Genomic DNA, 19,060 nt, shown 5'->3' with positions numbered 1-19,060 from the left:
TGGGCCTGGCGGCCAGCATCAACTTTCGAAATCGAGCCCGGCATTGGCGGCGCGCGCACGGTCACGGGCCAAAGTGGCGATCGCGGTGTCCTGCACGCCGGTGCCGGTGAGGTCGGCGATGGTGATGTCGCTGGCCGAGCGCCGTCCGGGCTTGCTGCCGGCGATGATCTGGCCGAGCTCTGTCACCTCGGCGTCGGCGGCGAAGACCGCCGCCTCGATGGCGTGGTGGAGCTCGCCGAGGCGCCGCGTCTGCGTGGCGCTGTCGGCGACGTAGAGATCGGCCATGCGCAGGATCGCCGGCGCGATCTCGTTCTTGTGCTCGGCGTCCGAGCCCATGGCGGTGATGTGCTGGCCGGCGGAGACGAAACCGGCTTTGATCAGAGGTTCGGTCGACGGCGTGCTGGTGACGATGATGTCGGCGCCCGCTGCCGCGTTCGCCGCATCCGGCTCGGCGCGCACGAGAATACCGAGCTTCTCGCGCAGGCGCGCGGCGGTGGCTTCAGCCTTGGCGGCGTCGCGCGCCCAGATGCGCGCTTCCTCGATCGGTCTGACGAGACGCAGCGCTTCCAACTGCAGGCCGGCCTGCAGGCCGGCGCCGAAGATCGCGGCCACGCTGGAGTCTTGGCGCGACAAATGCTTGGCCGCGACCGCGCCGGCGGCGGCCGTGCGGATATCGGTGAGATAGCCATTGTCGAGCAACAGCGCCTCGACCACGCCGGTCTTGGCCGAAAGCAGCACCATCATGCCGCCGCCGCTCGGCAGGCCGAGGGTCGGATTGTCGAAGAAGCCGGAGCTTATCTTGACGGCGAAACCGTCAATGCCCGGCACATAGGCAGACTTCACGTCGACCTCGCCGCGATGCTCGGGAATGTCGAGCCGCAGGATCGGTGGCATCGCCACCGGCAGGGTGGCCAAGGCGCGAAAAGCGTCCTCGACGCAGGCAACGGCGTCCAGATCAAGCATCACGATCTTGCGCAGATCACTCTCGGTGAGAATGGTTATGCGGCTCATACTGCGCGCTCCGCGATTGTCTCGCCGCAGACGATGCGGCGGTGCAGGTCCATGTCGATGTTCTTGCCGGAGAGGATGAGAACAGCGGGGCCGCTCACTTTGGCCTTGCCGGCAAGCAGCGCGCCTATGCCGACGGCCCCGGCGCCTTCGACAATCTCGCGCTCCTCTTCATACGCATGGCGGATGCCGGCCGCGATCTCCTCCTCCGAAAGCAGGACCACGTCGTCGAGCAGTCCCCGGCACATGGCAAAGGTCAGCCGGTTGTCGAGCCCGATGCCGCCGCCGAGCGAATCCGCCAGTGTCGGCAGTTCCTCGACCTGCACCGGCCGGCCGGCGTCGAGGCTGGCCTTCATCGCAGCACCGCGCGCCATCGAGATGCCGATGACTTTGGTGCGCGGGCTCACGCCTTTGACCGCCGCCGCCACACCGGCCGCCAGCCCGCCGCCGGAGAGCGGCACCAGCACGCTTGCCGCGTCCGTAACCTGCTCCATGATTTCGAGCCCGAGCGTGCCTTGCCCGGCGACGATATCGGGATGGTCGAAGGGCGGCAGCATGACCAGCCCTTCTTCCGCCACCAGCCTGTCGACTTCCTGCTGGGCGTCGTCCTGGCTGTTGCCGACGATGCGGATATCCGCGCCGAGACGACGGATGGCGTCGAGCTTGTTTTCCGGCACCAGCCTCGACATGCAGATCACCGCGCGGATGCCTTCGAGCTTCGCCGCATGCGCCAGCGCGCGGCCGTGATTGCCGGTCGAGGCGGCGACGACGCCGCGCGATTTTTCGTCCGCGCTCAATGCTGCGATCGCATTGGAAGCGCCGCGCAGCTTGAACGCGCCGGTGGTCTGGTGATGCTCCAGCTTGAGACAAACAGGATGGCCCGCGCGATCCGAAAGGCTTTGCGACAGCACAATGGGGGTCCGCTCGACCTTGCCGGCAATGCGTTCGCGCGCTGCGCGAATATGCTGAAGCTCAACAGTCATTTCGATCACGGGCACTCGTTCACTGGGCCAGCGGCTTCGTCCAAAGCCGGCCGAACTCGGGGCGCGCCGCGTCGTCGCCGCACAGCCGCAGGCAGTTCCAGGCGCTGGCCTGGTTGCTGGTGACGACCGGACGTCCGATCGCTTCTTCCATGCCGGGAACGGCAAGCGCGGCGCGCAGCGCGGTACACGAGACGAACAGCGCATCGGCCTGCGGATGGGTGACGTTGCGCGCCAGCTCGACCAGGGACGCCGGCGTGATGCGCGCCATCTCGCGGTCGTCCTCGAAACCGAGGCAGGTGAAGCTTTCGATATGGAAACCGTGCGCGGCGAAATAGGTGGCCATCGGCCGGCTGGTCTCGACGGTGTAAGGAGTCAGGATGCTGATGCGCTTCACCCCGAAAGCGTTCAGGCCGCGCACGCCGGCCATCGGTGGGGTGACGACGGGCACGCCGGGCTTGGCTGCATGGATCGCCTGCTCGATCTCGGCATCGCCGATCACCACCGACGCAGAGGTGCACGAGTAGCATATCGCATCGAGCAGTTCGTCCGGCAGGATCAGCGCCGCGCCCGCCGAAAGCGACGGCTGCATCTTGCGCAGGTTTTCCGGCGTCGTCGGATTGGCGTAGGGGATGCGCGCGACATAGACGCCGATCCGCTCGCTCGCCACCATGCGGCGGAAGTCCACCTCGCTGGTGTGGTCGGTCGCAAGCGCGATCAGGCCGACGCGCTTTTCCAGCGGACGCGCGTCCAGCGCAGGACGCGCCGTTTCGAGGCGGATGTCGGGCAATGCTTTCATGACTTTCATCTTTCGATCCTGCCGTAGCGATGCTCTAGCCAGCGCAACAGCACGACGGAGCAGAGGCTGATGACGAGGAAGAAGGCGCCGACCAACGTCATTGGTTCGATGTAGCGGTAATAGGTATTGGCAACGCTCTTGGCCTGGTTCATCAGTTCCAGCACGGTGATCGCCGACAGCAGCGGCGTCTCCTTGAACATGGCGATGAAATAGTTGGCCAGGGCCGGGATCATCGGCGGGATCGCCTGCGGCAGGATGATATGCGTCCAGGTGTGGCGGCCGCCCAGATTGCAGGCCTTGGCAGCTTCCCACTGGCCGCGCGGCACATTGTCGATGCCGGCGCGGTAAACCTCGGCCGTGTAGGTGCCGTAATGCAGGCCGAGCCCGATGACCCCCGCCACCAGCGGCGGCAGCAGGATACCGATATCGGGCAGCACGTAGAAGATGAAATAGAGCTGCACCAGGAGCGGCGTGCCACGGATGAACTCGGCGAACCAGCCGACGCTGCGCGCGACGATCCGGTTCTCCGAGCGGCGCGCTAGCGCGATCCCAAGCCCCACGATCGCCGCCAGGACCGAGCCGAGCACCGTCGCCAGGATGGTGATCTTCACCCCCTGGATCAGGGTCGGCATGATCTCCCAGACGAAGTTCCAATCCCATTCCATCAGACGCGCACTCCGTCGAGGCCGCGCGCCATGCGGCGCTCCAGCGTGCGAATGCCCCACGAGATGATCAGCGCCAGCGCGAAATAGATGACGAGAACGGAGAGGAAGGGCATCAGCGTGCTGCCGGTCTGCGAGCGCACCACCTGCGCCTGGAAGGTCAGGTCGGCGAGCGAGATAAGCGACACTACCGAGGTTGCCTTGAGCAGCTCGATCGCGTTGTTGCCGAAGGTCGGCAGCATGACCAGCAGCGCCTGCGGCAGGATCACATGGCGCATGCCTTGCCAACGGCCGAGATTGAGCGCCGTGCAGGCCTCGTATTGCTCGCGGCCGACCGACAGTATGGCGCCACGCACGACTTCCGCGGCATAGGCGCCGACATTCAAGCCCAGCGCCAGCACGCCGGCCTGCAGCGGCGTCAGCGACAGGCCGGCGAAAGGCAGCACGAAATAGGCCCAGAACAGCTGCACGAAGATCGAGGTGCCGCGGAAGAATTCGATGTAGGTCGTCGCCAACGCGCGGATGATGAAGAAGCGCGACACGCGCCCCATGCCGGCCAGGAAGGCCATGATCAGCGCAAGCACCGACCCCATCAGCGTCAGCTCGATGGTGACAAGCGCTCCCTGCAATATCAGGCCGAGATAGCCGGACCACTGGGTCATTAGGTTGCGAATTTCCTAGCGTTTTGCGGTTGTGCGAGGCGGCTGCGACAAGTCCCTTCTCCCCGTTCACGGGGAGAAGATGCCGGTAGGCAGATGAGGGCGGAGCCAGCCTTGCAGAATTTGGCGCCGCCCCTCATCCGTCACTTCGTGACACCTTCTCCCCGTTGAACGGGGAGAAGGCAAAGGCCGCGTCCTACTTCGCCGCGCAGAGCTTCTCGCGTGTCGTCGACATCGCCGCCTTGGCGGAGAAGCCGTAGGGCTCGATGATCTTGGCGAACTCGCCGGACTTCTTCATCTTGGCGAGCTCGACGTCATAGGCGTCGCGCAGTGCCTCGTCGCCTTTCTTGAAGGCCGCGCCATCGCAATAGACCGGCGCGCCCTGCACCGGCGTGATCACTTCGAGGTTCGGGTCGTTGGCCTTCTTCATCAGGTCGTTGATCGAGAGCACAGGCAACGAATAGGCGTCGATACGGCCGTCCTGCACCATCTTCAGGCCGCTCTGGCCGTCCGGCACGACGATGACGCGATCGCGCGGCACGCCGGCAGTGAGCGCCAGCTTCTCCTCGGTGCCGCCGCCCGGCGCACCGACCGTGGCGGAGCTGTCCTTGGCGATGTCCTCGTAGCTCTTGAAGCCCTTCGGATTGCCCTTCTTCACCAGCATCGCTTCGGCATCGCAAAGCACCGGCTCGGAATAGGCGACTGCCGCGCAGCGCTCCGGCTTCATAAACAGACCGGCGGTGACGACGTCGAAGCGGCCGGCCTGCAGGCCGGGGATCATCGCGCCGTATTCGGAGATGGAAGCGACGATGTCGTTGACGCCGAGACGCTTGAAGATCTCGCGCGCCACGTCGGGTGCCGCGCCCGAAACCTTGCCGTCGGCCGCGACCGCCGTATAGGGCGGCTCGTTGGCGATGGCGACGCGGGCGAAGCCTTGCTGCTTGAGCTGCTCCAGCTTGGCGTCATCCGCCGACCGCGCGCCGGGGGCGAGCAGCATCGCGGTGATCGCGAGGCCGGCGACGCCAGCCAGAATGCCAAGTTTCTTCATTGTTCCCAACTCCTTGTTTGTCTTCTTGGTTTGCCTGGTTCGGGCGGCCTTTGACCGCCCGTGGACGGCTTGCGCCGCCCGCTCGCATTGCGGTCAGACGCGATGTCCAGCCGCGATGATCTTCTTCAGGAAGCTCTGCGTTCTTTCCTGTTTGGGATGGCGGAAAATCTCATCGGGCTTGCCTTCCTCGACGATCCTGCCGCGGTCGAAGAACAGCACGCGGTCGGCGAAGTCGTGGGCGAAGCCCATCTCATGGGTGACCAGAAGCATCGTCATGTCGGTCTCGGCGGCGAGCTTGCGCATGACGTTGAGCACTTCCTCGACGAGCTCGGGGTCGAGCGCCGAGGTCACCTCATCGAACAGCATGATCTTGGGCGACAGCGCCAGCGCCCGGGCGATCGCCACGCGCTGCTTCTGGCCGCCGGAGAGCTGCGCCGGCATCGCCTTCGCCTTGTCCGCAAGCCCGACCATGTCGAGCAGTTCCATCGCCCGCTTCTCGGCGGCGGCGCGCGCGACGCCCTTGGTCAGCATCGGCGCCAGGGTCACATTGTCCATGACGCATTTGTGCGGGAAGAGATTGAACAGCTGAAAGACCATTCCGATCTTCTGGCGCATCCTGGCCAGGTGCCGCTCGTCGGCCGGCAGCAGCTGGCCGTTGCGCTCCATGTGGTAGAGCTGCTCGCCGTCGACCTGAATATGGCCGCCGTCGATCTTCTCCAGCGTCATCAGGATGCGCAGGATCGTCGTCTTGCCGGAACCGGACGGGCCGATCAGCGCCAGCTTCTCGCCAGGCATGACCTGCATCGACAGGCCGTCCAGCACCTTGAAGGCGCCGAAGCTCTTCGAAATCGCATCAACCTTGATGATGGGCGCGGGCAATCCATTCCCCCGTTCTGGAGAAGCCTATGCCCTTAACGATGCGAAACCTGCCAAATCATGTCAATTGGGAAAATAATATCATGACAATATTTCCGGCGCGGCACAATTTCAGGGCAATCTGAGCTTCCTTTGTGCATCAGATGGCGAGCAGGAGATGCTCCGGATCGCCGAGCAGCAGTTTGGCGACAACGCTCAGGCCCGCCCGCAGTTCCCCCTCGGTGGTCGATCCGAGCGAGATGCGCACGGCCGGATGCCAGGGCGTGTCGGCGATGCGGAACGAGGTGCCTGGCGCGATCGCCACCCCGCGCAGGCGCGCCTGCGCGACAAAGCTCTCCTCGGCCCGGTCGCCCGGCAGCTCGAGCCACAGATGCAGCCCGTCGCGATGACAGCGATAGTCGACACCCGTGAGCACTTCCGCGGCGATCTCCTGCCGGCGCCTCAGCGCGCCACGCTGCCAGTTGACCAGTTCCATCGCTGTGCCGTCGGTCACCCAGCGCGTGGCGATCTCTGCAACCATCGGCGTCGCCATCCAGTTCGAGACTAGGTGGCGGTTGGCGACGGCCGCGACATAGCGGTCCGGTACCGCGAGATAGCCGATGCGCAGGCCTGGCACGACGATTTTGGTGAAGGAGGTGACGTAGAGCGTTCGCTCCGGCGCGAAGGCGGCAACCGCCGGCGGCCTGCCTTCGACCAGCGGCCCGAGCACGTCGTTCTCGATGATGGCAATGTCGTGCTTGCGCGCGACCGCCGCGATCTGCTCGCGCCTTGTGGCGTCCATGAGCGTCGCCGTCGGGTTGATCACCGACGGCTGGACGAACACAGCGCGGATGTCCGAGAGGCGGCAGGCCTCGTCGAGCGCTTCGGGGACCAGCCCGTTGCCGTCGATCGGCAGGCCTTCGAGGTTGAAGCCGAGATAGCGGGCGAGCGGGATCAGCGTGTGGTGGCCGATCGCCTCGGTGGCGACCGTCGAGCCGGGCGGCGCGACGCTCATCAGCGCCACCGTCATGCCGGCAGTGGCGCCGTTGGTCAGGCTGATGTTCTGCGGCGAGGCTTCAAGGCCGCAAAGTTTCAGCCATTCGACCGCGACCGCGCGGTGGCGCGGGAAAACCATGTTCGGCCGGAACGACAGCGCCGAGCTCGACGGCAGGTTCTCGGCCAGCCACCCCAGCGCCTGCTTCAGTTTCTCCAGATGCATCGGCTCGCAGACCGGCTTCAGGATCGAGAGGTCGATGACCTCGCCAAGCCGCTCCGGAATATAGGGCGGCTCGGGCTCGCGGCGCTGCGTCTGCACGAAGCTGCCGCGGCCGACCTCGCCGGAAATCAGTCCCCGGCGGATCAACTCCTCATAGGCGCGGCTGACGGTTTGCACCGAAAGCTTCAGATCGTCCGCCAGCCGGCGATGCGTCGGCAGCCGCGTGCCGTTGGCCAGCCGCCCGTCATGGATGGCGCGCGCGAACTGGTCGGCCAGCGAGAGATAGGCCGGTCGGCGGATGAGAGCAGGATCTGGCTGCCAAAATGTCATGACTTATTAGAGATCGAAATCAGTGCAATTGACAATCGAAATAATGCATCGTCATGGTGTCCGCAACGAAAGGCGGACCCGCATGGCGGCAGCGAAACTCGACCCGATCGACCTCAGGATTCTCGACGCCATCCAGCGCGACGGGCGCATCACCAAGCTCGCGCTGGCCGAGAAGGTCGGCCTGTCGCCGACGCCGTGCTGGATGCGGCTGCGCAAGCTGGAGAAGGCCGGCATCGTCTCCGGCTATCACGCCGCGATCGCCATGCGTGTCATCGCGCCGGTGGCGACGGTGCTGATGGAGGTGACCCTGGCCAATCATCGCCAGGCTGACTTCGACCGCTTCGAGCGGGTGGTGCGTGATATCCCGGAGATCATTGCCTGCTGGTCCGTGGGCGGCGGCGTCGACTACGTGCTGAAAGTGATGGCGCGCGACATCGACGCCTATCAGCGGCTTGTCGACGGCCTGCTTGAGCGCGAGATCGGCATCGACCGCTACTTCACCTACATCGTCACCAAGACGGTCAAGGATGAGACCGTGCTGCCGGTGGCCGATCTGCTGCCGGAATAAGGGTGAGTCGGTCTCACGATCAGCGTGGAGATTAGCCGAAACGTCCGTCACTTCGTCATCCACGGGCGGAGCAAGGAGCGAAGCGACGCGGCGCAGACCCGAGGATCCATTCCGTAACGCCAAGGCGTTGCAACGATGCAGAATTCTGCTCCGCTGCGCCCTTCGATCAAGGTCACGGAATGGATCCTCGGGTCTACGCGTCCGCTTCGCTTCCGCTCCGCCCGTGGATGACGAAGTTGTGGAGGCGGCCAATTTCACCGGTTGGTGGCATCCGGCGGCTGGTAAGCTAGAGAGATTGACCTGCTCTCCCGGACAAATAGAGACAATCTCTCTCTGTCAGCCCGTCGAAACAGCCTCTTTGTCCCGATTGCACGACTAGTCTCTCCATATCGCCTCGGCACCGGGAGACCCGACTGATGTCCGCGCATTTTGCCCGTACCAACCACCATGAAGCGCTCGACCGCCTCGCCGATCGCCGGCTGCTGCGCGCGCTCGCCTATATCGATGGCCATTGGACCGCGAGCGAAGCGGCGGCAAGTTTTGAGGTTACCGATCCGGCCACCGGCGCTACCGTCGCCTTCGTAGCCGCGCTCGATGCTGCCCAGACGACAAAGGCGATCAATGCCGCGTCACGCGCGTTTCCCGGCTGGCGCTTGGCGCTGCCGCAGGAGCGCTCGAAAATCCTGCGAAAATGGTTCGATCTCATCATCGCCGCCAAGGACGATCTGGCGCTGCTGATGACGCTGGAACAAGGCAAGCCGCTGAAGGAATCGCTGGGCGAGATCGACTACGCCGCTTCCTTCGTCGAGTGGTATGCCGAGGAAGCGAAACGCCTCAATGCCGAAAGCGTCACCAGCCATCTGCCGAATGCCGAGATGTCGGTGCGCCGCGAGCCGCTCGGCGTGATCGGTGTCGTCACGCCCTGGAATTTTCCGTCGGCCATGCTCACCCGCAAGGCCGCGGCGGCCCTTGCCGCCGGCTGCACCATCGTGGCGCACCCGTCCTCGGAGACGCCGCTGTCGGCCCTGGCCCTGGCCGAGCTCGGCGAGCGTGCCGGACTGCCGGCAGGCGTCTTCAACGTCGTCACCGGCGATGCGCGCACGATTGTCGGCGCGATGTGCGCCGATGCGCGGGTCCGCGCGATGAGCTTCACCGGCTCGACCGAAGTCGGCCGGCTGATCGCCGCGCAGAGTGCTGCGACGATGAAACGGCTGGTGATGGAGCTCGGCGGCCATGCGCCGCTGATCGTCTTCGACGACGCCGACATCGACAAGGCGGTGACGATCGCGCTCGATGCCAAATTCGCCACCTCCGGCCAGGATTGCCTCGCCGCCAACCGCATCTATGTGCAGCGGCCGATCTATGATCGCTTCTGCGCCGCTTTCGCCCGCCGCATCGAGCAGCTCCGCACCGGCAATGGCTTATCGGCAGACGCCGATATCGGACCGCTGATGCATGAGCGCGCGGTCAAGAAGGTCGAGGAGCAAGTCGCCGATGCGCTCACCCACGGCGCGCGCTGCCTGGCCGGCGGCAAGCGTCACGCGGCCGGGCCGCTGTTCTACAAGCCGACGCTGCTCGCCGATGTGCCGGACGAAGCGCTGATCATGCGCGAAGAAACCTTCGGCCCTGTCGCGGCTGTGACGCCGTTCGACGACGAGGCGGAAGTCGTCACCCGCGCCAACGCCACGGAATATGGCCTGGTCGCCTATGTCGTCACCGAAAACGGCGCGCGGCAGGCGCGCATGGGCCGCGCCTTGGAGTATGGCATGGTCGCGATAAACCGGGTCAAGATCACCGGCGCGCCGATCCCTTTCGGCGGCGTCAAGCAATCAGGCATCGGCCGCGAAGGCTCCCGCCACGGCCTCGAAGCTTTTACAGACCTCAAATACCTTTGCCTCGACGTAGCCTAAGCTACGCAGGCCTCATTCTCGTCAGGAGTCAAAAATGCTCGAACAGTCCAACGAACTCTCCGCTTGGGATCGCGACCACTTCTTCCATCCCTCGACGCATATGGGCACGCACGCGCGCGGTGAATCGCCGGCCCGCATCATGGCCGGCGGCGAAGGCGTCACCGTCTGGGACAACACCGGCAAGAAGAGCATCGATGCCTTCGCCGGCCTCTATTGCGTCAATGTCGGTTACGGCCGCCAGAAGATCGCCGACGCCATCGCCGAGCAGGCGAAGAACCTCGCCTACTACCACGCCTATGTCGGGCATGGCACCGAGGCCTCGATCCGGCTCTCCAAGATGATCATCGACCGCGCGCCGAAGGGCATGAGCCGAGTCTATTTCGGTCTCTCCGGCTCCGATGCCAACGAGACCAACATCAAGCTGATCTGGTATTACAACAACGTTCTCGGCCGGCCGGAGAAGAAGAAGATCATCTCGCGCTGGCGTGGCTATCACGGCTCGGGTGTCATGACCGGTTCGCTTACCGGGCTCGAGCTGTTCCACAACGCCTTCGACTTGCCGCGGGCGCCGATCCTGCACACAGAAGCGCCGTATTATTTCCGCCGCGCCGACCGCTCGATGAGCGAGGAGCAGTTCTCGCAACATTGCGCCGACAAGCTGGAAGAGATGATCCTGGCCGAAGGCCCCGACACGGTCGCGGCCTTCATCGGCGAGCCGATCCTCGGCACCGGCGGGATCGTTCCGCCGCCGGCCGGATATTGGGCAAAGATCCAGGCCGTGCTCAACAAATACGACGTGCTGCTCGTCGCCGACGAGGTGGTGACCGGCTTTGGTCGTCTCGGCACCATGTTCGGCTCCGACCATTACGGCATCAAGCCTGACCTGATCACCATCGCCAAGGGCCTGACCTCGGCCTATGCGCCGCTGTCCGGCGTCATCGTTTCCGACAAGGTCTGGCAGGTGCTGGTCAAGGGCTCCGACAAGCTCGGCTCGCTCGGCCATGGCTGGACCTATTCGGCGCACCCGATCTGCGTTGCCGCCGGTGTCGCCAATCTCGAGCTGATCGACGAGATGGACCTGGTGCGGAACGCCGGCGAGACCGGAGCTTACTTCCGCGCAGAGTTGGCCAAGGCAGTCGGCGGACACAGGAATGTCGGCGAGGTGCGTGGCGATGGCATGCTGGCCGCCATCGAGTTCGTCAAGGACCGCGACGACCGCGTCTTCTTCGATCCGGCGCTGAAGGTCGGGCCGCAGATCGCCACCGCGCTCGCCGCCAGCGGCGTCATTGGCCGCGCCATGCCGCAGGGCGATATCCTCGGTTTCGCGCCGCCGCTCTGCCTGACGCGCGAGGAAGCCGACATCGTGGTCGCAAAGACCGCCGACGCGGTGAACAGCGTATTGGCCAGCATCTGACAAGTGACATCCGAGAAGCGACATGAATGCCATGACAAGAACTCTTCCCGCCACCATGGCCGCCGTGCAGCTTACGGGCCATGGCGGCCTTGAGAAGCTCGTCTACCGCACGGATGTGAAGGTGCCGGCACCTGCCGCCGGCGAGGTGCTGGTCAAGGTCAGCGCCTGCGGCATGAACAACACCGATGTGTGGGTGCGCCAGGGCGCCTATGGCACGGAGGAAGATGCCGGGGCGGTGTCGACGTGGCGCCGGCAGGGCAACACGCTCACCTTCCCGCGCATCCAGGGCACCGACACGGTTGGCACGATCGTCGCCGTCGGCGACGGCGTGTCCGCGGAGCGCATCGGCGAGCGCGTCATGGTCGATTTCTCGATCTATAATCGCGACGACGATTCGCTGGCCGACATCGACTATATGGGCCACGGCCGTGACGGCGGTTATGCCGAATACCAGGCGCTGCCGGCCGAGAACGCACATGTCGTCGACACCGATCTGAGCGACGTCGCGCTAGCCACCTTCTGCTGCGCCTATCTCACCGGCGAGCAGATGCTGGAGCGCGCAGCGCTGAAGGCCGGCGAGCGTGTGTTGGTCACCGGCGCCTCCGGCGGTGTCGGCTCCGGCATCGTGCAATTGGCGAGGGCGCGGGGCGCGATCCCCTATGCCGTCGTCGGCAAGGGCAAGGAACAGGCCGTGCTCGACATCGGCGCCGAGAAGGTGATCACGCGCGGCGTGGCCGACCTGCTCACCGCCGTCAACGAAGCGACGAATGGCCAGCCCATCGATGTGGTGGCCGACCTCGTCGGCGGCGCCATCTTCAACGACCTCCTACGCATCCTGCGGCCCGAAGGCCGCTACACGACTGCCGGCGCGATCGCCGGGCCGGTCGTGCAGCTCGACCTCCGCACCATGTATCTGAAGCAGCTCCAACTCCACGGCTCGAGCCAAGGCACGCGCGCGGACTTCCGCCGTATCGTGCGCTACATCGAGGAAAAGAAGATCAAGCCGCTGGTCGGCGGCGTCTACAAACTGTCGGACTTCCACCGCGCTCAGACCGACTTCATGGCCAAGGACTTCGTCGGCAAGCTGGTGGTGGTGCCGGACGCGATGTGGAGCGGCGCCTGACCCAGGAAAGAGGCCGGCTTGGGCTCGGCGGGTCGCCGTAGCCTTCCGTCCGGAATTGCGTAAAGCAAAGAGATAGGACGTTTTCGCCGTTTCCATGAAACGCTGTGGCGTCGCAGACACGCAGCGCTGCGCGGAGGCGTGGCTCGCAGATGGTGACACTGCATCGACAGACGGCGACGCGCTTACCCAGGTCATTGCGGCGCCGAGGTCTCTGGGTTATTTTAGCAGCTGGTTGAATGCGCGATCTGCCTTGCCATCGCAGGCGCGTTCCTTGCCGTCTTGGCAGATTGTGAAGTCTTTAACAGACCGCGATGCCGCAAGCTGCGTTCTTGTGGCCGACAGGTGATAGCAGTTAGGGATTTTACCATGCTGCGATGCTGCGCGCTGATAGCAGCCTTGATCCTCGTGGGCCTCGCGACGGTGCAGGCGCACGCCGATCGAAGGGTTGCGCTTGTCATCGGCAATTCCGAATATCGCGAAATCCCTGCGCTGAAAAATCCGGACAAGGATGCCGACGACGTGTCGAGCACGTTCCGGCTGGCCGGCTTCGATGTGTTCGTCGCCAAAGATCTCACCAAGCTCCAGTTCGAGAAGGAATTTCGCAATTATCTCGCGGCGGCGGACGGCGCCGATTTGGCGGTCGTCTACTATTCGGGTCACGGCTTTCAGATCGGCGGCGAGAATTTCCTGATCCCGGTCGACGCGTCGCTCAAGGATGCGGCCGACATCGAGGTCCAGGCGGTCAAGCTCGACGATGTCCTGCAGCAGTTGCGCGCCAAATCGAAGATCCAGGTGATCATCCTCGATGCCTGCCGCAACAACCCGTTCCCGCGCAAGGACTACTGGCTGCGCGACCAGTTGATCGCGGCCGGCGGCACCGGCCTCGCGCAGGTGAAAAGCTCGCTGAACACGCTGATCGCCTTCGCCACGGAACCCGGCGCCGTCGCCTATGACGGGTCCGGCGACCTCAGCCCGTTTTCATCCGCCTTCTCGCGCCGCGCGCTGGCGCCGAACCAGGAGATACGCTCGGTCATGGCGGCCGTCCGCCGCGATGTGGTCGAGGCCACCAAGGGCGCGCAGGTTCCCTGGGAAAATTCCTCGCTGATCGACGAGGTGGTGCTGATGCGCCGCGCCAGCCGGCCGGCTTTGCCGCCGGTGCTGGAAAAGACCGTACCGTCAGGCGTCGGTCCGGTCGCGCTCGACCTGCCGGTGCCAGTCGATGTCGATGGCGGCGCGGTCACCATCAGCATCGAAAGGCCGCCGGCGCTGGGGCATCTGATCCTGGACGGCAAGCCGGTCGCGACGGGCGAGCCGATAGAGGGCAAGGATCTGCCGCGGCTCGCGATGGATGTGCCGAAAGGCGCCGACGCCGAGGACCAGGTCGATATGTTGGCCTACGCCGCGCATGACGAGTGGGGCGGTGGATCGCAGGGCATACTGGTGTTCCGGGTCAAGAACGGCGATGGCGCCGCGGGCAAGCAGCTTGTCGCCTCGCTCGAGTCGGAACAGAAACAGCAGGTGGTGGAGCGCGGCATCCACATCGCCGGCGCCGCCGAGGCGATCGAGAACCGCGACGTCAAGACTCCGGTCGGTGTCGGCCCGGTGCCGCTGAAGCTGGATTTCCCGACCAACGATCCGGCCGTAAGCGTGAAGCTTGCGAGCTATCCGGCAACCGGGACGCTGTCCCTGCCGGACCGGACCCTATCGCCGCAATCGAGCCTGATGGCCGACGAGGTCGATAAACTGCGCTACGAACCGCAGATAGGCGCGGTCAAGCCATTGATAGTCGGCGTCGAAATCAGAGCTGACAACACATCGTCGAAGCCGGCGACGATGAAGCTGTCGCCAAGCGTCGATCCCTGCGACACGCAGGCAGGCGAACCCTTGGACCTGCAGGGCGTCGTTCCCGGCCTGTTGCCGAACGAGATCGGCGCCGGCGCGGTGGAGGCCTGCCGGGCGGCCGTGAAGGCCTATCCCGATGTCGCCCGCTTCCACTACGAGCTAGGTCGCGCGCTGCTCGCCGCCGGCAAGGTCGAGGAAGCCAAGAAGGCGATCAAGCAAGCCGCCGACAAGGGGCATGTCCGTGCGGTGTTCGAACTCGGCTACCTCAACGCGACCGGCACGGGCATGCCCGCGAACCGCAAGCAGGCCAACACTTTCTACGCGGCGGCGTCCGATAAGGGCGACCCCTATGGAATGACTTCATGGGGCCGCGCCTTGTTCAACGGCTACGGTGTCGATCGCGACACTGGCAAGGGGCTGGACCTGCTGCTCAAGGCGGCGGCGATGGGCCATACCTATGCGATGAACGACCTTGCGGCGATCTTCACCGAAGGCCGCAACGGCGTGCCGGCCGATCCGGCTCGCGCCGTCGCCTTCCTCAAGGCCGGCGTCGAGCGGCAGGACATGTATTCGATGAACCTGCTTGGTCGCAATTATCTCTCCGGCACCGGGGTCGAGAAGGATCCCAAAACCGCACTCACGCTGTTCCAGAAATCGATGGATCTCGGCCAGCCCTATGCCCCCGGCAGCCTTGCACGCATGTACAGGGACGGTGTCGGCGTGCAGCAGGATCTGGCAGAGGCGCAAAGGCTGTTCGAGCTGGCGACCGATCGCGGCGATCAGTCGGCCGCATATGATCGCGCGGCGCTGGAGATGCAAAGAGGCGACAAGGCCGACCAGGCGGTGGCCGCGCGCTATCTTGCTTTCGCGGCCGCGCTCGATCTTCGCAACGAGATTCCGGACGCAAAGGCGACGCTCGCGAAATTTGGAGCCAAGGCGAAGACAGCGGCTCTGAAACAGATGCGTGGGGAACTCAAATCCAAGATTTCGGCGGACGGCTCGTTGGACGATCAACTGGTCAAGACGGCCAGGGCGGTCTGGGAACAAGCCAATCCGCGCCGGGACCTGTTCTGATCAGCAAGGAGGCAATGTTGTGGGCTGGGCATCGAAACACGCAATCGTCGCAACAATCCTGTCCGGTGCTCTCGCAGTCGCGGGCTGCACGACCGTGACGCCCAGGGTCGAGCCGGCCCCGACGGAGAAGCATAGGACGAAGGCTGTTCGCACGACGACCGCGCCAAAAGTCGTCGAGCGCAAGAAGGTCACCGCCAAGAAACTGATCAAGCCCGTTCAGACCGAAACCGCGCCTGTCATTGCACCGATAGGCGGGGGAGGGGGCAGTGGCGGAGGCGGCGGAGGCGGTTGGGGATGAGGACTCGGTAGCTGCGGCCGAGTCGTTTATCAAGTCCGCCGTAACCGCTCGCCAAGCCGGGGCAAGTGCTCTATGCTCCGATCACATGCCGGTATCGAGATCGGGTTGTCCTGGCGGGGGCGTTCCATGTTCGAAGTCATCGCATTCTGGCGAAAAATGCGAGCCAAGGCCGCGGCTTTTGGCTTGGTCGTAGCCGCGCTGCTGGTCTTCGGATCGCAGGCTGCGAGCGCCGCGCCGAATTGGACGCTCGATCCTTCCGCTTCGGTGCTCACCTACCAGTCGGTCAAGAAGAACACGATCGTCGAGACCAACAAGATCAGGAACATCACCGGCACGCTGAGTTCCGCCGGCGACGCCAGGATCAGCTTCGACCTCAATTCCGTCGATACGGGCGTCGACCTGCGCAACGTTCGCATGCGTTTCCTGTTTTTCGAGACATTCACCTATCCGACGGCCGAAGTGACGGCGAAGGTGGATCCGGCGGCGTTCGCCGATTTGCCTACCAAGCGCCGCGTGAAGACGACACTGCCGTTCCGCCTCAGCCTGCATGGCGTCGACAAGGATCTCGAGGCAAGCGTCGTCGTTACCATGATCAGCGACACCCAGGTTTCCGTTGCTTCGGAAGCGCCCGTCGCGGTCCATGTCGAGGATTTCGACCTCTTGCCCAACATCGACAAATTGCAGCAGGCGGCCAACGTGACCAACATCGTGCCCACGGCGTCGGTGTCCTTCGATTTCGTCTTCACCGCCGAAGGCGCCAAGCCGGCCGCCGTGCAGACCGTTGCGGCCTCGACCGCTGAGGTCGGCCCCGTCGCCACCGATGCCGCGAAAGCCAATTTCAGCGACGAGGAATGCCTCAACCGGTTTGCCGTGCTCTCGCGCACCGGCGCCATCTATTTCCGCCAGGCGAGCGCGAGGCTCGACGCCAAGAGCCGCCCGCTGCTGGCGGAGGTCGAGGGCGTCGTCGGCAAATGCCCGGCCCTCAAGGTCGAAGTGTCCGGCTATACCGATTCCGACGGATCGCCCGAGGCGAACAAGGCGCTCTCCGAGCGGCGCGCCCAGGCGGTCGCCGATGCGCTTATCGCCGACGGCGTGCCGCGCAACCAGATAAGCTCGGCCGGTTATGGCGAGGACAAGCCGGTCGCCGCCAACGACACGCCCAAGAACAAGGCGCTCAACCGGCGGATCGAATTCTCCGCCAGCAAGCTCACCAACTGAGGTGACGGTGGGTCCTGGTCCGATCGCCTTTTGCGGTGGCCTGCTTCGCGCCGCGGGAGTTGTGGCGCTTGCCCTGATTCTGACGAGGGCCGCCGCAAATGCCGAGCGGCGCGTCGCGCTCGTGCTCGGCAACTCGCAATATCAGCACGCGGCGCCGCTCGCCAATCCGGCGCGGGATGCGCAGGCCATGGCCGATCGGCTCAAGGACCTCGACTTCGAGGTGGTCTCCGGCTTCGACCTCACCAAGCAGCAGACACAGACTACGGTCGCGCAGTTTGCCAAGCAGGTGCGGGGCGCCGACATCGCGCTTTTCTTCTATGCCGGCCATGGCCTGCAGGTCTCCGGCAAGAATTATCTGCTTCCGGTCGACGCCGCGCTCGAGGACGAGACCTCGCTCGATTTCGAGGCCGTTTCGGTCGATTTCGTCCTGCGCCAGATGTCGCGCGAGACCAGCATAAGACTGGTTTTCCTGGACGCTTGCCGCGACAATCCGCTTGCCGACGTGCTGGCGAAGACCGCCGGCATCAAGGGCGCAAGCAGCGGCCTTGCTGAAATCCCGATCGAGAATGGCGGCGCCGGCACGCTGGTCGCCTTCGCCGCAAGTCCGAACCAGCTCGCCTATGACGGTTCGGGCGACCACTCGCCGTTCACCACGGCGCTGCTCCAGCATATTGGTGAAGCCAACGTCTCCATCACCGAAGCGATGAACAGGGTGACCAGCGATGTCTTCAAGGCCACTGCCGGCAAGCAGCGCCCCTGGATCAACGTCTCGCTGACCACCGAGGTCGTCCTGCACAGGATCGATCTCAATGCGCCGCTGATCATCGGCGAGGCAGGCCCGCCGCAGGCCGAAGCGGGTTCCGGGACGCGCAACACCGGCGCGGCGTCCGGCCAGGCCGACGAACAGCTTGCGCTCAATGCGCTGCGTGAAAGAATCCCGAAGCTGGCGACGAACGGCCCGATCTTTTTCGATCGCCCGGTCAAGTTTGGCGACCCGGCGATCGACGGCAAGAGCATAGCCCAACTGATCAAGGGACAACCGCTTTTCAGTCCGGTCGAAGGCCTCGACAAGTCGGTCTGGCAAGGCAAGCACTGCGACGGCTGCCACGAGTGGAACGAGACCCGCCTTTGCGAGCAGGCGAAGAATTTCGCTGCCAACGACGTCTCCGTGCTGCGTCTGCAGCATCCGCTCGGCACGCGCTTCAAGGTCGCTTTGGCTAGGTGGGCGCAAGGCGGCTGCAAATGACTGTGTGCGGTAGGCCTAATACGCGTCGACCGATTGCCGCTGCGCCTCCATCTCCACCATCTGGATGCCCATATCGACGAAGGCCGAAAGCACGCCAAAACGGTCCGCGGTCGAGACGCGCGCCAGCCCCGCCAGGATTCCGGCGTTGACGGCGTGGGCGGCGGGAAATCCAGTCGACAGCATATCGAAGGCCGGGTCGCGCCACGCCGCGGACAGAGCGATCCAGGCAGCCGGCGTCGTCGGCGACGGATCGACGGCGTCGCTCAGCGCCGTTCGATGGCGGGGATTGCCAGGCTCGCCGACCCAGTCATTGACGAGCGCCAGCAATTCGAGGTCCCTATCGGCAAGGAGTTCTGAGAGATGGCTCAGGCATTCATGCCCCCACCAGACCGCGGCGCGTTCCGGCAGGAGATAGGCACAGAACGTGACAGCCTCCTCCGGCACGCGCCCGGCGAGCAGGGCGCGGCAGAACTCAAGCGGGGATTGATTGGCGGCCGGCGATTTCATGTCCCGGGCGATCGCGGGACAGGCAAGAAAGAGATCCCTTGCGGTTCTGTATCCGAGTTCGTTGGCCATGGCTGCCAAACCCCGAGAGCCAGCTGATAACCACTCAAGCCTTTAGCCGAGAGCCGGTCAAGCCTTAGAGCCGGATGAACCCGTCTCTAAATCAAAGAACTAGAGCATGATGCCGCCCGAAACCGCTTCATATTTTTCGGCATCATGCTCCAGCTTTTAGAGCGTTTCATCGCTTGATTGAATCGGAAGGGATTCCCGCGTCGTCTGATTTGTGATTCAAGATGCTGGCTGGAT

The 19,060-nt window shown here is 64.7% G+C and carries 16 protein-coding genes; 7 read left to right on the top strand and 9 right to left on the bottom strand.

Annotation, left to right across the window (positions count from 1 at the left end):
• Positions 1 to 18 precede the first annotated feature (18 nt).
• From LB523_RS26660 to LB523_RS26625, 8 genes are all read right to left on the bottom strand, one after another.
• Complete coding sequence (locus tag LB523_RS26660) at positions 19 to 1,011, bottom strand: cyclodeaminase (protein WP_224608636.1); 993 nt, start codon at positions 1,009 to 1,011, stop codon at positions 19 to 21.
• The gene (gene eutB, locus LB523_RS26655; protein WP_224608632.1) at positions 1,008 to 1,991 is read right to left on the bottom strand and encodes a hydroxyectoine utilization dehydratase EutB; all 984 of its coding nucleotides are present in this window, start codon (positions 1,989 to 1,991) and stop codon (positions 1,008 to 1,010) included. Before eutB ends, LB523_RS26660 begins: the two co-directional genes overlap by 4 nt.
• A gap of 19 nt (positions 1,992 to 2,010) precedes the next feature.
• The gene (gene eutA / locus LB523_RS26650; RefSeq protein ID WP_224608750.1) at positions 2,011 to 2,787 is read right to left on the bottom strand and encodes an ectoine utilization protein EutA; all 777 of its coding nucleotides are present in this window, start codon (positions 2,785 to 2,787) and stop codon (positions 2,011 to 2,013) included.
• Positions 2,788 to 2,792: 5 nt separating this feature from the next.
• A complete protein-coding gene (gene ehuD, locus LB523_RS26645; protein ID WP_095765847.1) occupies positions 2,793 to 3,452 on the bottom strand; it encodes an ectoine/hydroxyectoine ABC transporter permease subunit EhuD in 660 nt (219 codons plus the stop codon).
• Positions 3,452 to 4,111 carry an ectoine/hydroxyectoine ABC transporter permease subunit EhuC gene (gene ehuC / locus LB523_RS26640; RefSeq protein ID WP_095765846.1) on the bottom strand — a complete coding sequence of 220 codons (660 nt, stop codon included), beginning with the start codon at positions 4,109 to 4,111 and terminating at the stop codon, positions 3,452 to 3,454. Before ehuC ends, ehuD begins: the two co-directional genes overlap by 1 nt.
• A 193-nt stretch (positions 4,112 to 4,304) precedes the next feature.
• Positions 4,305 to 5,105: an ectoine/hydroxyectoine ABC transporter substrate-binding protein EhuB gene (ehuB, locus tag LB523_RS26635; protein WP_411966502.1), complete on the bottom strand. Its 801-nt coding sequence runs from the start codon at positions 5,103 to 5,105 to the stop codon at positions 4,305 to 4,307.
• Positions 5,106 to 5,249: 144 nt separating this feature from the next.
• Entirely contained in the window at positions 5,250 to 6,035 is a 786-nt protein-coding gene (gene ehuA / locus LB523_RS26630) for an ectoine/hydroxyectoine ABC transporter ATP-binding protein EhuA (protein ID WP_140844064.1), read from the bottom strand.
• A 136-nt stretch (positions 6,036 to 6,171) separates the two neighbouring features.
• A complete protein-coding gene (locus LB523_RS26625; protein ID WP_095765842.1) occupies positions 6,172 to 7,557 on the bottom strand; it encodes a PLP-dependent aminotransferase family protein in 1,386 nt (461 codons plus the stop codon).
• Between the two features lie 82 nt (positions 7,558 to 7,639).
• Here LB523_RS26625 and LB523_RS26620 point away from each other — a divergent pair, with 82 nt between their 5' ends.
• From LB523_RS26620 to LB523_RS26590, 7 genes are all read left to right on the top strand, one after another.
• The gene (locus LB523_RS26620; RefSeq protein ID WP_224523516.1) at positions 7,640 to 8,125 is read left to right on the top strand and encodes an Lrp/AsnC family transcriptional regulator; all 486 of its coding nucleotides are present in this window, start codon (positions 7,640 to 7,642) and stop codon (positions 8,123 to 8,125) included.
• A 416-nt stretch (positions 8,126 to 8,541) separates the two neighbouring features.
• A complete protein-coding gene (locus LB523_RS26615) occupies positions 8,542 to 10,035 on the top strand; it encodes an NAD-dependent succinate-semialdehyde dehydrogenase (RefSeq protein ID WP_224608625.1) in 1,494 nt (497 codons plus the stop codon).
• Positions 10,036 to 10,069: 34 nt separating this feature from the next.
• Positions 10,070 to 11,449, top strand: coding sequence for an aspartate aminotransferase family protein (locus LB523_RS26610; RefSeq protein ID WP_224608622.1), 1,380 nt, complete (start codon positions 10,070 to 10,072; stop codon positions 11,447 to 11,449).
• 22 nt (positions 11,450 to 11,471) lie between these two features.
• Positions 11,472 to 12,572 (top strand): alcohol dehydrogenase family protein, encoded by a 1,101-nt coding sequence (locus tag LB523_RS26605; protein ID WP_224608619.1) that lies wholly within the window; start codon positions 11,472 to 11,474, stop codon positions 12,570 to 12,572.
• Between the two features lie 366 nt (positions 12,573 to 12,938).
• On the top strand, positions 12,939 to 15,488 hold the full coding sequence (locus tag LB523_RS26600; RefSeq protein ID WP_224608617.1) for a caspase family protein: 2,550 nt from the start codon (positions 12,939 to 12,941) through the stop codon (positions 15,486 to 15,488).
• Positions 15,489 to 15,912: 424 nt separating this feature from the next.
• Positions 15,913 to 17,004: an OmpA family protein gene (locus LB523_RS26595; protein ID WP_224608615.1), complete on the top strand. Its 1,092-nt coding sequence runs from the start codon at positions 15,913 to 15,915 to the stop codon at positions 17,002 to 17,004.
• 7 nt (positions 17,005 to 17,011) lie between these two features.
• Positions 17,012 to 18,250, top strand: a complete 1,239-nt coding sequence (locus tag LB523_RS26590; protein ID WP_224608613.1) for a caspase domain-containing protein — start codon at positions 17,012 to 17,014, stop codon at positions 18,248 to 18,250.
• A 15-nt stretch (positions 18,251 to 18,265) separates the two neighbouring features.
• On the opposite strand, the gene LB523_RS26585 is transcribed toward LB523_RS26590, so the two are convergent.
• Complete coding sequence (locus tag LB523_RS26585; RefSeq protein ID WP_224608610.1) at positions 18,266 to 18,757, bottom strand: DUF6931 family protein; 492 nt, start codon at positions 18,755 to 18,757, stop codon at positions 18,266 to 18,268.
• Positions 18,758 to 19,060: the final 303 nt, after the last annotated feature.

It is taken from the genome of Mesorhizobium sp. ESP-6-4 (genome assembly GCF_020164735.1).
GTDB lineage: Bacteria > Pseudomonadota > Alphaproteobacteria > Rhizobiales > Rhizobiaceae > Mesorhizobium.
The sequence above is the reverse complement of the archived record's forward strand: the minus strand, read 5'-3'. Positions and strand labels throughout refer to the sequence as shown.